Origin of the sequence: Bradyrhizobium cosmicum, from assembly GCF_007290395.2 — a bacterium.
GTDB lineage: Bacteria > Pseudomonadota > Alphaproteobacteria > Rhizobiales > Xanthobacteraceae > Bradyrhizobium > Bradyrhizobium cosmicum.
On sequence record NZ_CP041656.2, the window covers coordinates 4,605,727 to 4,619,782 of the forward strand.

A 14,056-nucleotide genomic window follows, 5' to 3' on the forward strand; every position below is an offset into this window, starting at 1 on the left:
AAGCGAAGCAATCCAGAGTGCATCCGCGGAAGCCACTGGATTGCTTCGTCGCTTCGCTCCTAGCAATGACGGCGATTGTGGCGCCGCCATGCCTCGAATTGCCGCCCCCTACGCCGGCGCGCCGGACTTCACGAGCTTGTAGATCACCGAATCCATCAGCGCCTGGAACGAGGCATCGATGATGTTCGGCGACACGCCGACCGTGGTCCAGCTGTCGCCGTTCTCGTCCTTGCTTTCGATCAGCACGCGCGTGACCGCGCCGGTGCCGCCATTGAGGATACGCACGCGGTAATCGATCAGCGTCAGACCCTCGATGTATTTCTGGTACTTGCCGAGGTCCTTGCGAAGCGCGACGTCGAGCGCGTTGACGGGGCCGTTGCCCTCCGCGGCCGAAATCAAATGCTCGCCGGCGACATCGACCTTGACCACGGCAAGTGCCACCGTCACACGCTCGCCAAGCGCGTTGTAGCGCTGCTCGACATTGACGTCGAACTGCTCGACCTCGAAATATTGCGGCACCTTGCCGAGCGTGCGGCGCGCCAGCAGGTCGAACGAGGCGTTGGCGGATTCATAGGCGTAGCCGGCCGCCTCGCGCTCCTTCAACTCCTCCACGAGCCGGGTCAGCTTCGGATCGCTCTTCTCGTAAATGATGCCGGCGCGGTCGAGCTCGGCGATGACGTTGGAGCGGCCGGCCTGGTCGGACACCAGCACCTTGCGGTGATTGCCGACCGTCTCGGGCAGCACGTGCTCGTAGGTGTGCGGATCCTTCAGCACGGCGGAGGCATGAATGCCGGTCTTGGTCACGAAGGCGCTTTCGCCGACATAGGCCGCATGCCGGTTCGGCACGCGGTTGAGCATGTCGTCGAGCGTGCGCGAGACCTTGACCAGCGTCGCCAGTTTCTCCGCCGTGACCGATATCTCGAAAGCGTCGGCAAACTCCTGCTTCAACTTCAAGGTCGGGATCAGCGAGCAGAGATTGGCATTGCCGCAGCGCTCGCCAAGCCCGTTCAGCGTGCCCTGGATCTGCCGCGCGCCGGCGCGCACCGCGGCGAGCGAATTCGCCACCGCCTGCTCGGTGTCATTATGGGCGTGGATGCCGAGATGATCGCCGGGGATGTGCTTGGTCACCTCGGCGACGATCGCCTCGATCTCGTTCGGCATGGTGCCGCCGTTGGTGTCGCACAAGACCACCCAGCGCGCGCCGGCCTCATAGGCCGCCTTGGCGCAGGCGAGCGCGAAGCTGGAATCTTCCTTGTAGCCGTCGAAGAAATGCTCGCAGTCGAGCATGACCTCGCGGCAGGCCGCCTTCGCCGCCGCGACGCTGTCGCGGATGGAAGCGAGGTTTTCCTCCTTCGTCGTCTCCAGCGCCACGCGCACCTGATAGGCGGAGGACTTCGCGACGAAACAGATCGCATCGGCTTTCGCTTCCAGTAGACCGGCAACACCGGGATCGTTGGAGACCGAGCGCCCTGCCCGGCGCGTCATGCCGAAGGCGGTGAAGCGCGCATGCGACAAGTTCGGCCTGGTGCCGAAGAACTCGGTGTCGGTCGGATTGGCGCCGGGGTAGCCGCCCTCGACATAGTCGATGCCGAGTTCGTCCAGCATCGCGGCGATGATCTGCTTGTCGGTCAGCGTGAAATCGACGCCATTGGTCTGCGCGCCGTCGCGCAGCGTGGTGTCGAACAGATAGAGGCGCTCCCTGCTCATGACGCAGCTCCGAGCGTCTTCTTCATCGTGGTGTTGGCGAGCCACTCGTCGTTGACGCTGATGCTGTTACGCTGCATGGCGACGTAGCCGCGCTTGGCGAAGAATCCTTCTGCGGTATCGCTGGCGTCGACCGAGAGGCCGGTCGCGCCGCGGCCGCCGGCAAGCTTCTCCAGCGCGTCGACCAGCATGGTCGCGATGCCCTGTCCGGTCACGGCGGGATGCACATAGAGCATGCGGATGTGATCGGCGCCGCGCAACGAGGCGAAGCCGACGGGCGAGCCTTCCAATGTAGCGACCAGCGTCAGGTCGGCCGCAAGCCGCTTGCCGAACTCCTCATCCTCAGCGGCCTCCATCCAGGCCTGCTGCTGCGCCTCGTTGTAGTCCTCGCCGGTCAGTTCCTCGATGCTGGCCGTGAAGATCGCGGCGAGCATCGGCACGTCAGCCGGCAGGAAGGGCCGCAAGCCGGGCTTTGGCAAAGTCTGTCCCATGGTCTTCACCATATCCCGTAGAGCTTGAGCGCCAGTGCCACCGCGGCGCCGAGCAGCAGAATCTTGAGCGCGATGTAATAGAGCCAGTGCCGCGGAAACGGCGTGTCGGGGCGTTTCATCGCATGACCTCCCAGGTCGTCCCGTCCTTGGAGTCCTTGATCGCAACGCCCATCGCAGCGAGCAGATCGCGGATGCGGTCGGACTCCCTGAAATCCTTGCGGCTACGGGCCGCCGTCCGCTCCGAGAGCAGGCGCTCGACCTCTTTGGCATCGACGCCGCTGGCCTGCTGCTTGCGCCCTTCCCACTGCGCAGCGCTCTCGGACAGGAAGCCGAGCAGCCGCAATGAACCCGCCAGGGCGGGTACGTCGCTGCTGCGCAGACCGTGCAACGCCGCGATCGCGAGCGGCGTGTTGAGGTCGTCGAGCAACGGATCGACCACGGACGCAGCCGGCTTGCCCGGCGCGACGTCGGCCGCGACGCGATACCAGTCGTCGAGCGTCTTGGCGCTCTCCTCCAGTGACTTCATGGTCCAGTCGATCGGCGACCGATAATGCGTCTTCAGCATGTTCAGGCGCAGCACCTCGCCCGGCCAATCCGCGAGCAACTCGTGGATCGTGATGAAGTTGCCGAGCGACTTCGACATCTTCTCGCTCTCGACCTGCAGGAAACCGTTGTGCATCCAGTAGTTCGCCATGCGCTCGCGGTGGAAGGCGCAGCAGGTCTGCGCGACCTCGTTCTCGTGATGCGGAAATACGAGATCGATACCGCCGCCATGGATGTCGAAATGCTCGCCGAGATGCTTCCAGGCCATGGCCGAGCACTCGATGTGCCAGCCCGGTCGCCCCTCGGCCTTGATGCCGGCCGGCGACGGCCATGACGGCTCGCCCGGCTTGGACGGCTTCCACAGCACGAAGTCGGTGTTGTCTTTCTTGTAGGGCGCCACGTCGACGCGGGCACCAGCGATCATCTCGTCCAGCGAACGATTGGACAGCGCACCATAGCGCGGCAGGCCGGCATTGGCCGCGTTCATCGCCTGCGGCGAGAACAGCACGTGGTCCTCGGCGGCATAGGCAAAGCCGCCCTTGACCAGCCGTTCGATGATCTCGCGCATCTCGCCGATATGCTCTGTCGCGCGCGGCTCGACGCTCGGCCGCAGCGCACCGAGCGCATCGACGTCGGCGTGAAACTGCTGTCCGGTCTGCTCGGTGACCTTGCGGATCGCCTCGTTCAGCGGCAGGCCGGGGAAGTCGCGCGCGGCACGGTCGTTGATCTTGTCGTCGACGTCGGTGATGTTCCGGACGTATTTGACGTGCGCCTCGCCGTAGAGATGGCGCAGCAGCCGAAACAGCACGTCGAAAACGATCACCGGCCGCGCGTTGCCGATATGGGCGAAGTCGTAGACGGTCGGTCCGCACACATACATGCGGACGTCGTTCGCATTGAGCGGCACGAACGGCCGCTTCTCCTTCGTCAGCGTATCGTAAAGGCGCAGTTCCATATGGATACCCGTCGGCTGTTGGCCGGGCGTCCAGTGCTCTCAATGGTTTTGAGAAAAGACGGCTCCAGCCAGCGAATCGCTAGCTCGTAATCTCGCGGCAAATGGCGCAAATGACGAGGAGACCGTTCATGGCGGAACATATGGGCTATGAGGCGGCCCCGCGTCAAGAGTGCCGCGGAAATGCCGTTTTGTCTCCGCACTGCGCCCTCGCCGGCCCTAAGGGTTCATGATCCTTAACTATTTGCGCCCATTCTGGAACCGGCAGTTCCTGCTTTTTGCCTCCGGTGTTCTCATGCGATCATTGCTCGCGCTCATTTCCTGCGCCTCCATCATTTCAGCATCCAGCGCTTTTGCCGAAACCCGCGTCTTCATCATTCCCAACCAGGCTGACGGCTACGGCGTCGATCATTGCCTGGCCAAGGGCGACAAATGCGGCGCGCAGGTCGCCCGGACCTACTGCCAGTCACGGGATTTTGCCCAGGCATCAAGCTATCGCCGGGTCGATCCCGACGAAATTACCGGCTCTGTCCCCAAAACCGGCGCAAACTGCTCGCATGGCCATTGCGACGAATATGTCGCAATCACCTGCCAGCGCTGAATTCGCTCGGAACTGGCGTATCTTAGGCCCGGTCTTTGGCCCCGAAACGACGTGACGATGCCGCAGGAAGCGGCTATGGGAGGGCGCGCTTCTGCCCTCCAATGTCACATGGGGCCGTGACCTCGCTAGAATGGCGGATATGCCTGAATTTTTGTCTCTCTCCCGTGCCCGCTTCCTCTCTGCCTGCACCGTGCTTCTGAGCACCGTCGTGCTCGCCACCGGCGCTTTCGCGCAGGCCGGCCCGCCCGGTCCACCGCCCCAGCCCGGCCAGAATGGGCTTGGCCCCAATCCGATGTGCGTCCGACTGGAAGGCCAGCTCGCCGCGCTCGATCGCGGCGGCGGCGGTGATCCCGCGCGCGACGACCAGATCCGCCGCTATCAGGACTCCCAGGCCAAGCAGCAGGCCGAGCTCGACCGCGTCACCATGCAGGCCAAGCGCATGGGCTGCGATTCCTCCGGCTTCTTCTCGCTGTTCAACGGCCAGTCGGCGCAATGCGGCCCGGTCAACACCCAGATCCAGCAGATGCGCGCCAATCTGGACCAGATCACCGGCAATCTCGAACGCCTGCGCGGCGGCGGCGCCGGCGGCTTCAGCCCGGAGCGCGACAGCCAGCGCCGCTCGGTGCTGGTGGCGCTCGCGCAGAACAATTGCGGCCCGCAATACGCCAACGCGGCGCAATCACAAGGCGGCGGCAACTTCCTGAGCAATCTGTTCGGCGGCAACAATCCCAACAATCCGCAAGGCGGCCCGCCCTCCGATCTCGGCCCGCAATCCGGCACCTTCCGCACCGTGTGCGTGCGCACCTGCGACGGCGCCTATTTCCCGATCTCGTTCGCCACCGTGCCGGCGCGTTTCCCCGACGACGAAAAGACTTGCAAGGCGCTGTGCCCGGCCGCGGAAGCCGTGCTCTACACCCACCGCAATCCCGGAGAGGACATGAACTCCGCGGTCTCCACCAGCGGCCAGCCCTACACGGCGCTACCGACCGCGTTCAAATTCCGCAGCGAGTTCAACCCGTCCTGCTCCTGCAAGGCGGCGGGCCAGACCTGGGCCGACGCCTTGAAATCGGCCGACGACAAGGCGTCAGCCGAGCAGCAGGGTGACATCATCGTCACCGAGGAGAGCGCCAAGAAAATGCAGCAGCAGCGGCTTGGTAAGGGTGCACCTGCGACGAACGCGAAGAAGGGCACGCCCCCGGCGCCGACGACAGCGAACGCTCCGGCCGCAACGCCCCCGGCAGACACGGGCACGGCGACGACGTCCTCCGAGAACAAGCCGATCCGCTCGGTGGGGCCGAGCTTCCTGCCGCAGCAACAGAAGTAGCGACAGCAGGTAGTCGCGCTGCACACTCAACTGTCATGCCCCGCGAAGGCGGGGCATCCAGTACGCCGTGTCATCAATTGGTTTTGACAACGTCGGCCGCGGAGTACTGGATCATCCGCCCCAGTGCGCAATTGCGCACAAGGCGGATGATGACAGCGGACTGGGTGGCGAGACCGCCTGCGCCAACCACGCCAGCCCCCAACTCGATAACTGTCACCCCTCGAACGCGTCGATCGACGCCCGGTTGCCGCGCGAGACCAGCGTCTCGTCCGCCACCGGCAGCTCCTCGCCCTTGTCGCGAAAGCGGTTGGTGATGGGATAGCGGCGGTCGCGGCCGAAATTCCTCGCCGTCACCTTCACGCCCGGCGCGGCCTGGCGGCGCTTGTATTCGGCGACGTTGAGGAGATGGTCGATGCGGATCACCGTCTCGCGGTCGAAGCCGGACGCGATGATCTGATCGAGCGGCTCCTCGCGTTCGATGAGACCCTGCAGAATGGCATCGAGCACCTCGTAGGGCGGCAGCGAGTCCTGGTCGGTCTGGTTCTCGCGCAGCTCCGCACTCGGCGGGCGCGTGATGATGTCGGGCGGGATCACCTCGCCCGCAGGCCCGAGCGCGCCATCCGGCTTCCAGCCGTTGCGCAAGCTTGCCAGCCGAAACACCTGGGTCTTGTAGATGTCCTTGATCGGGTTGAACCCACCGTTCATGTCGCCATAGAGCGTGGCGTAGCCGACCGACATTTCCGACTTGTTGCCTGTCGTCACCACCATCAGCCCGGTCTTGTTGGAGATCGCCATCAGCAGCGTGCCGCGGGTGCGGGCCTGCAGGTTCTCCTCGGTGATATCGGGCGGCAGGTTCTTGAAGATGCCGGACAAGATTGTTTCGAAGCCGGTCACGGCTTCGGCGATCGGCAGCACTTCGTAGCGGATGCCGAGATGGCCGGCGAGCTCGCCGGCATCCGCGATCGAATGCGCTGCCGTGTAACGATAGGGCAGCATCACGCCGTGGACCTGGTCGGCACCGAGCGCATCGACCGCAATCGCCGCGCAGAGCGCCGAATCGATGCCGCCGGAAATTCCGAGCAGCACGCCGGGAAAGCCGTTCTTGGCGACGTAGTCGCGCAGGCCCAGCACGCAGGCGGCGTAGTCGGCGTGGTCGCCCTCGGGCAGCTGCGCGATCGGCCCCGCGCAGCGCCAATCGTCGCCATGTCTGATGAAACGCAGCGTGCTGATGTTCTCGGCAAAGGCAGGCAATTGCGCGGCGAGCGAGAGATCGCCGTTGAGCGCGAAGGAAGCGCCGTCGAACACGAGCTCGTCCTGGCCGCAGACCTGATTGAGATAGACCAGCGGCAGCCCGCTCTCCGTCACCCGCGCCACGGCCACCGAGAGACGCACGTCGTTCTTGTCGCGGGCGTAAGGCGAGCCGTTCAGCACCAGGATGATCTCGGCGCCGGTCTCGGCCAGTGTCTCGACCACGTTCTCGTAGTCTTCGGACTCCTCAAGCCAGATGTCCTCGCAGATCGGCACGCCGATCCGCACGCCCCGCACGGTCACCGGGCCGGCCGCGGGCCCGGGCGAAAACAGCCGCTTCTCGTCGAACACGCCGTAGTTCGGCAGATTGCACTTGAAGCGCAAGCTCGCGATACGGCCGCCGTCGAGCAGCGCGCAGGCATTATAGAGCTTGCCGTCCTCGACCCATGGCGTGCCGACCAGCATGGCTGGCCCGCCGTCGGCCGTCTCGCGCGCGAGGCTTTCGATCGCGGCGCGGCAGGCGGCCTGGAAGGCCGGCTTCTGCACCAGATCTTCCGGCGGATAGCCGGCGATGAACAATTCCGGAAACAGCACGAGATCGGCGCCGTCGGCGATCGCCTGCGCGCGCGCGGCCCGCACCTTGGCGGCGTTGCCGTCGATGTCGCCCAGGGTCGGATTGAGCTGGGCGAGCGTGACCGCGAATGCGTTGAGACGTTCCGTCATGGCCACCGCGCTCCGATCCCTTGGCTAGACGAAGCCCAATCGTTCGACGATGGCAAGGATCCAGAACGCGCCGGCCATCAGGAGCGCGACGCCGACCGCGGCCGAGCCCATGTCCTTGACCCGGCCGATCTGCTTGTCATGGTCCATGGTCAGGCGATCGGCGAGCTTCTCGATCGCGGTGTTGAGCAGCTCGACCACCAGCACGAAAGCGACCGCGCACACCAGCTCGACCGCGCGCGTTGCGGTCGAGCCGACGAACCACGCGAGCGGAAGCGACAGCAGCAGCGCGAAAATCTCCTCCCGGACGGCCTGCTCCGAGCGGAACGCAAAGGCAAGACCATTGCGGGAGTTGATCGTGGCCTTCCAGATCCGCAGCAAGGTCCTAGAGCCCCGCTGCGACCGGCATCGGCCTCGCCTTGCCCACGCGTTCCTGCTTGAGGAGCTCGGCGACCAGGAAAGCCATGTCGATGGATTGCTCGGCGTTGAGCCTGGGATCGCAGACCGTGTGATAGCGGTCGTTGAGATCCTCGTCGGTGATGGCGCGGGCGCCGCCGATACATTCGGTGACGTCCTGGCCGGTCATCTCCAGATGCACGCCGCCGGCATGGGTGCCTTCCGCCGCGTGGATGGTGAAGAACGACTTTACTTCGGACAGGACGCGGTCGAACGGCCGCGTCTTGTAGCCTGACGTGGACGTGATGGTGTTGCCGTGCATGGGATCGCACGACCAGACCACGACCTTGCCCTCGCGCTTCACGGCGCGGATCAGGCCCGGCAGATGGTCGGCGACCTTGTCGGAGCCGAAGCGGTTGATCAGCGTCAGCCTGCCCGGCTCGTTGTCCGGGTTGAGCACGTCGATCAGCTTGAGCAGCTCGTCGGGCTTGAGCGACGGGCCGCACTTCAGGCCGATCGGGTTCTTGATGCCGCGGAAATATTCGACGTGGGCATGGTCGAGCTGACGGGTGCGATCGCCGATCCAGATCATGTGGCCCGAGGTCGCGTACCAGTCGCCGGTGGTGGAATCGACGCGGGTCATGGCCTGCTCGTAGCCGAGCAGCAGCGCCTCGTGGCTGGTGTAGAAATCGGTGGCGCGCAGCTCGGGATGGCTCTCGAGGTCGAGGCCGCAGGCACGCATGAAATTGAGCGCGTCCGAGATGCGGTCGGCCAGCTCCTTGTAACGGCGGGACTGCGGGCTATCCTTCAGGAAGCCGAGCATCCACTCATGCACGCTGCCCAGATTGGCGTAGCCGCCGGTTGCAAACGCGCGCAGCAGGTTCAGCGTCGCGGCCGACTGGCGATAGGCCATCAGCTGACGCTGCGGATCCGGCACCCGCGCTTCCTTCGTGAAGGCGATGTCGTTGACGATGTCGCCGCGATAGCTCGGCAGCTCGACGCCGCCGATCTTCTCCGTCGGCGAGGAGCGCGGCTTGGCGAACTGGCCGGCGATGCGGCCGACCTTCACCACCGGCACGGCGCCGGCATAGGTCAGCACCACCGCCATCTGCAGCAGCACGCGGAAGAAGTCGCGGATGTTGTTGGCGCCGTGCTCGGCAAAGCTCTCGGCGCAGTCGCCGCCCTGGAGCAGGAAGGCCTCGCCGGCCGCCACGCGGGCCAGCGCCTTCTTCAGATTGCGTGCCTCGCCCGCGAACACCAGCGGCGGAAAGGTCGCAAGCTGCGCCTCGACGTCGGCCAAGGCCTTGGCGTCGGGATAATCGGGCACCTGGAGCACCGGCTTGCTGCGCCAGGACTCGGGCGTCCACCGCTCGGACATCGCAATCTCTCCGTGAAGCAAAAAACACAACCTGATCTGTGGGTTGCGAGGGCCGCCTTATACACAGGCTGGCCCCGCGCCGCCAGTTGTAAATCCATTTCGCACTGCAAACCCTTGCGGGAAAAGCTGAATTCGCATTTGCTGGGGGCGGTAGAAGAAACTGGCAGCACACCCTCCAGCCAATGGACGCCGCACCGGACGACGTTTTCATCGACGAGATCAGCTTCCCGGCGACCGACGGGTATGCGCTGACCGGCACCCTGTTCCTGCCGCGCGGCGCCAAGCGCCATGCCGTGCTGATCAATTCGGCCACCGCCGTCCCGCGAAAGATCTACCGCGGCTTCGCCTCCTACCTTGCCCATCGCGGCTGCGCGGTCCTCACTTACGACTATCGCGGCATCGGTGACTCCCGCCAGCCGGCGATGGTCGGCTACAACCAGCCGAAATCGCTGGTCGGCTTCAAAGCCTCGATGTCGGACTGGGCCGCGCAGGACGTCACCGCCGCGGTGCGCTGGATGCGCGAGCGCTACACCACCCTGCCCCTTGCCTATGTCGGCCATTCCTTCGGCGGCCAGGCGCTCGGGCTGATTGCGAACAACACGGAAATATCGCGCGCCGCGTTCGTGGCCTCGCAGGCCGCGACCTGGCGGCTGATGACGTCGCCGGAGAAATATCGTGTGTTCGCCTTCATGAACCTCATTGGCGTACCGCTCGCCCACGCGCTCGGCTACGCACCGGGCTGGGCCGGCATCGGCGAGGACCTGCCCAAGGGCGTCTTCCTGCAATGGGCCGACTGGGTCTCGAGCCCGCGCTATCTCTTCGATTCAAAGCTGCCCGCGCTGGAGAATTTCGCGAAGTTCAAGGGCGAGCTGCGCGCGATGTGCTTCTCCGACGATCCCTGGGCGACGCGGCCCGCGGTCGAGCTGCTCACCGGCGGCTTCAGCGCGATCAAACCGGAGGTGCTAACGGTCAAGCCGTCCGACGTCGGTGCCAAGGCGATCGGCCATTTCGGCTTCTTCCGCCCCGAGCACCGCGACACGCTGTGGCGCGGCGTCGCGGAGTGGATCCAAGGGGAGTGACGTTAGCGGATGATCGTCGTCAGAGACGAGTAACGCCTGTTCGGCCTGGCTTCGCCCGGCGCGAATTGCGCAAAGGCATCGCTGACGCGCTTAGCCGGCGGCGTGTCGCCGGCGAAGCGAAACTCCTTTGGCCGCGGCGCGTAGGTGCTGGCGCTATAATAGGCGTCGTCGAAACGCGCCTCGCCGACGCCGAACACTGCGTCGCACACGAACAGGAGCGCGTAGACTCCCGCGACCGCTGCGACGATCTCCCTGACAACTGACATTCTGATGCCCCACCCTTTGCAGTCAGCATGCACGCCGGTTGCAAAACCTAGGTTTAAGGCGCTGCGGGACTTGTCGGGAGAGTTTGCAGCCGCTGAGCGGATCGCAGACAATTTTAGCGATCTTGAAAACGATGCCGTGCTGCGGCAGGTCACGGGACCCGGCAGGCCGCACTCTCCTTGTCCGCGACCGGCAGGAGTGGCAATCTCTGATGCAATTGGCCCAAGAGATCCGATCATGCCGCGCGCGAGCGCAAATTCACGTCCCCAACTGAGCGTTCGCATCGATCTTGACGACCGGGGCCGCATCGGCCCCGGGAAGATCGAGCTCCTTGAGCAGATCCGGCAACACGGCTCGATCTCGGCGGCCGGCCGGGCGATGGACATGTCCTACAAGCGCGCCTGGGATCTCGTGGACGAGATCAACCGTATTTGCGGTCGTGCTGCGGTCGAACCGCAGGCAGGCGGCAAGAATGGCGGCGGCGCGATGCTCACGACATTCGGCGCGACCCTGATCGCGCGGTACCGCAAGATCGAGCGCGACGCGGCGCGCGCGGTGCGCAAGGAGCTGACGGCGCTCAAGTCGGACATCGCACGCTCGCGAAAGTCCTGACGGGCTCAGATCACCGGCTCGTCCTTCAGCGCCGAGATCACCTGCTCGCCCTGCGTGGTCAGGCGATAGGTCACCAGCGGACGGCTCGATGGCGGCTTGCGGGCGACTTCGACGACATAGCCGCGCACCATCAGGGCTTCGAAGCTGCCGTAATAGCCGAACATGCTGATCTGGTTCTGCTTGAGCAGCTTGAACTCGCGCAAGAGACGAATCTCGTTGCCCGACAGCAGCGACCGGCGTACCCGCTGCACGAAACTCGCGCGCTGCTCGAACCAGGCCTGATCGGGCAATTCGCGCGAGACCGGCGCCGGGTCGCGTTCGCACGGGCGCAGGTCCGGCGCAGCATCGACCTTGACTTCCGGCAGGCGCGGCATGCTGCTGAGGACAGCGTCCCTGGCAATATCCAGCAACGCGAGCGGCCAGCGCCGCTTGTTGTCCACCATCACCGGCGGCGGCACTACATTGTCGCGCACCAATTGTTCGAAGCGTCCGGCGGTCACGCCGACATAGGCCGCGGCCCGGCGGCGGTCGACCATGCGGGTGTCCCGCACGACCTCGCAAGCAACGTTCTCGTCCACCCCAAAATCCCCTGGCGCCTCGTTGCGCAGGCCTGCCGTCCCCCCGGCAAGGCCGGCCAAGCCGGCGGCAACCTAGGCGGGACGGCCGCTCTCGAAAAGCAGAGAATTTCGCACATGTTGATGCCGTTTCGGCAACAGCTATAATCGGACCGGGGATCTCATGCGCTTTCACTCACCATCCATCCAATATTTCCACGCGGTCCGCCGCACCGGCTCGATCCGCGCAGCGGCGCGCGTCCTGAACGTCGCCTCGTCGGCGGTGAGCCGCCAGATTCTCAAGCTCGAACAAGAAGTTGGATCGCCTCTTTTCGAGCGCAATGCGCGCGGCCTGACGCTGACCACGGTCGGCGAGATGCTGGCCCGGCACGTCATGAACGTGCTCCAGGACCTCGACCGCTTCCGCTCGGACGTCGCGTCGCTCTCCGGTGCCTGGCACGGCACGGTCAGCATCGCCTGCATCGAGTCCCTGACCGAGTCGGTGCTGCCGGACCTGATCGCCTCGCATCGCGGCCGCGCCCGGCGCGTCAGCTTCACCACCGAGGTGAAAGGATCGTCGGACGTGCTGGAAGCGCTCAGCCGCGGCGAGGCCGACATCGGCATCGCCATGGCGCTGCGGCATCCGCCGGACCTGCGCCAGGTCGCCTTGAAGCGGTTTCGCCTCGGCGCCATCGTCGCCCGCGAACATCCGCTGGCGCGTCGCAAGACGGTCACGCTGGCACAATGCCTCGCCTTTCCCGTCATCAACGCGCTGCCGGAGCTGTCGATCTATCACCTGCTCCAGCCGCTGATCGCTCAGCTCCCGGAAACGCCGGAGCCGGCAATCCAGGCCAACTCGATCGACCTGATGCGCGAGCTCGCCGCGCGCGGTGTCGGCGTCGCCTTTCAGACCCAGCTCGGCATCGGCCGCCTGTCGCGCGAGAGCCAGCTCGTGTTCCTGCCGCTCGACAATGCCGGGAGCCCGGTCTGGTCGGACCTCGGCATCTATGTCCGCGCCGAGCGCACCCTGCCCGCCTACACCGAGTCGTTTCTTCAAGAGCTCGTGCGTGAGCTCGGCGAGCGCGAGCGGCGGGAGAGCGCGTCCTATCCGCAAGTAGCGTGATGAAGTCTGACAGTAGTTTCCCGGGATAGGGCCGATGGTTGGCCATCTGGTAGTTTCCACGGATCGCTCATGCCCTTCCTGACACCGCCCAGTATGCCGCCATGCCGGTAAGTCAGCTCACGCCTTCGCGCATCCTTCGCATCGAGCGCTTTTCGGACTTCGACGAGTTTCGGGCCAATGACGTCCTGGGCCTCGGCGTCAGCACGCCGCTTCGCCCACGCGAGGTCTCGCTGTCTCGCGCCATCCTGCCGCTTCAGGACGGTCTCTTCGTGCTCCAGCGCGCTTTCCCGCGCCGTCTCGAGGTCGATGTCGGCACCGACCGCGGCATCGGCCTCACCGTGCCATTCTCGTTTCATTCGATCACCAACGGCCACGAGATCGACAATTCCATGGTGAATGTCGTCCGCGGCACGGTGCCGATTGATTCCATCGCGCATGGCACGAACACCTATCTGATGATGCGCTACAACTCGGACATGCGCCATCGCGGCTGGGCAGACTACGACAGCGGACTCAGCTATGTCCGCCCGCACGATGCCGCCATGGCACGCCTGCGTACCACGATCCTGAGCATGTTCCGCCTGGCCTCGGATCTCGACAATCCGAGAGAGTTCGACGCGCTCAGCCGCTCGCTCCAGGAGACGCTGCTCTCCTGCCTTGACGACGTCCTGCTGCCGGCCGGCGCGCTCTCCGCGCCGCGCGGATCTTTCGACAAGCACCGCAGGCTGATTGCTCATCTCGATGAAGTCATTGCGCTGATCCGCGGCAAGCCGCTCTACAGCGACGACCTCGCCCGCGCGCTCGGCGTGTCCGTGCGCACGCTCCAGACCGCGACGCATGCTGTGCATGGCGTAAGCCTGCATCACTATCTCAGGCTCAAGCGGCTGTGGTTCACCCGCATCCAGTTGTTGACCGGCGGCGCCGGATTGAGCGTCAAGGCCGCAGCGCTCGGCAACGGCTTCTGGCACCTCGGCGACTTCGCGCGGGGTTACAAGATGACGTTCGGCGAAGCGCCGTCCGAGACGCTGGCGCGGGGCCGGCGTCTCTGAGCGCGGCCCGATCGCACG

At 65.3% G+C, this 14,056-nt stretch carries 14 protein-coding genes; 6 read left to right on the forward strand and 8 right to left on the reverse strand.

All coding sequences use genetic code 11. The annotated features are described in order from the left end of the window. Nucleotides 1-108: 108 nt before the first annotated feature. The 3 genes from cimA to cysS form a co-directional block, all read right to left on the reverse strand. The gene (gene cimA / locus FNV92_RS22235; protein ID WP_143844550.1) at nt 109-1,707 is read right to left on the reverse strand and encodes a citramalate synthase; all 1,599 of its coding nucleotides are present in this window, start codon (nt 1,705-1,707) and stop codon (nt 109-111) included. After that, nucleotides 1,704-2,195, reverse strand: a complete 492-nt coding sequence (locus FNV92_RS22240) for a GNAT family N-acetyltransferase (RefSeq protein ID WP_168213607.1) — start codon at nt 2,193-2,195, stop codon at nt 1,704-1,706. Before FNV92_RS22240 ends, cimA begins: the two co-directional genes overlap by 4 nt. Before the next feature lie 115 nt (nt 2,196-2,310). Then, nucleotides 2,311-3,693 (reverse strand): cysteine--tRNA ligase, encoded by a 1,383-nt coding sequence (gene cysS / locus FNV92_RS22245; protein WP_143844548.1) that lies wholly within the window; start codon nt 3,691-3,693, stop codon nt 2,311-2,313. A 292-nt stretch (nt 3,694-3,985) separates the two neighbouring features. Between cysS and FNV92_RS22250 the strand changes: the two genes are divergently transcribed. Both FNV92_RS22250 and FNV92_RS22255 read left to right on the forward strand, forming a co-directional pair. After that, nucleotides 3,986-4,291, forward strand: a complete 306-nt coding sequence (locus FNV92_RS22250; RefSeq protein WP_143846241.1) for a hypothetical protein — start codon at nt 3,986-3,988, stop codon at nt 4,289-4,291. Between the two features lie 130 nt (nt 4,292-4,421). Further along, nucleotides 4,422-5,615: a DUF2865 domain-containing protein gene (locus FNV92_RS22255; RefSeq protein WP_143844547.1), complete on the forward strand. Its 1,194-nt coding sequence runs from the start codon at nt 4,422-4,424 to the stop codon at nt 5,613-5,615. A 213-nt stretch (nt 5,616-5,828) separates the two neighbouring features. On the opposite strand, the gene FNV92_RS22260 is transcribed toward FNV92_RS22255, so the two are convergent. The 3 genes from FNV92_RS22260 to FNV92_RS22270 are packed head-to-tail and all read right to left on the reverse strand — an operon-like array spanning nt 5,829 to nt 9,357. Then, nucleotides 5,829-7,586, reverse strand: coding sequence for an NAD+ synthase (locus FNV92_RS22260; protein ID WP_143844546.1), 1,758 nt, complete (start codon nt 7,584-7,586; stop codon nt 5,829-5,831). 24 nt (nt 7,587-7,610) lie between these two features. Next, complete coding sequence (locus FNV92_RS22265; RefSeq protein ID WP_015686935.1) at nt 7,611-7,964, reverse strand: diacylglycerol kinase; 354 nt, start codon at nt 7,962-7,964, stop codon at nt 7,611-7,613. 4 nt (nt 7,965-7,968) lie between these two features. Then, nucleotides 7,969-9,357 carry a class II 3-deoxy-7-phosphoheptulonate synthase gene (locus FNV92_RS22270; protein WP_143844545.1) on the reverse strand — a complete coding sequence of 463 codons (1,389 nt, stop codon included), beginning with the start codon at nt 9,355-9,357 and terminating at the stop codon, nt 7,969-7,971. Nucleotides 9,358-9,539: 182 nt separating this feature from the next. Here FNV92_RS22270 and FNV92_RS22275 point away from each other — a divergent pair, with 182 nt between their 5' ends. After that, nucleotides 9,540-10,436 (forward strand): alpha/beta hydrolase family protein, encoded by an 897-nt coding sequence (locus FNV92_RS22275; RefSeq protein WP_143844544.1) that lies wholly within the window; start codon nt 9,540-9,542, stop codon nt 10,434-10,436. Nucleotides 10,437-10,438: 2 nt separating this feature from the next. Here FNV92_RS22275 and FNV92_RS22280 read toward each other — a convergent pair whose 3' ends face one another. Next, on the reverse strand, nt 10,439-10,702 hold the full coding sequence (locus tag FNV92_RS22280) for a hypothetical protein (protein WP_143844543.1): 264 nt from the start codon (nt 10,700-10,702) through the stop codon (nt 10,439-10,441). Between the two features lie 235 nt (nt 10,703-10,937). Between FNV92_RS22280 and FNV92_RS22285 the strand changes: the two genes are divergently transcribed. Beyond that, nucleotides 10,938-11,312, forward strand: a complete 375-nt coding sequence (locus FNV92_RS22285; protein ID WP_143844542.1) for a winged helix-turn-helix domain-containing protein — start codon at nt 10,938-10,940, stop codon at nt 11,310-11,312. Between the two features lie 5 nt (nt 11,313-11,317). On the opposite strand, the gene FNV92_RS22290 is transcribed toward FNV92_RS22285, so the two are convergent. Further along, nucleotides 11,318-11,890 (reverse strand): hypothetical protein, encoded by a 573-nt coding sequence (locus tag FNV92_RS22290; protein ID WP_143844541.1) that lies wholly within the window; start codon nt 11,888-11,890, stop codon nt 11,318-11,320. A 160-nt stretch (nt 11,891-12,050) separates the two neighbouring features. Between FNV92_RS22290 and FNV92_RS22295 the strand changes: the two genes are divergently transcribed. Both FNV92_RS22295 and FNV92_RS22300 read left to right on the forward strand, forming a co-directional pair. Next, a complete protein-coding gene (locus FNV92_RS22295; RefSeq protein ID WP_143844540.1) occupies nt 12,051-12,989 on the forward strand; it encodes a LysR family transcriptional regulator in 939 nt (312 codons plus the stop codon). 101 nt (nt 12,990-13,090) lie between these two features. Beyond that, the gene (locus FNV92_RS22300) at nt 13,091-14,038 is read left to right on the forward strand and encodes a helix-turn-helix domain-containing protein (protein WP_143844539.1); all 948 of its coding nucleotides are present in this window, start codon (nt 13,091-13,093) and stop codon (nt 14,036-14,038) included. Nucleotides 14,039-14,056: the final 18 nt, after the last annotated feature.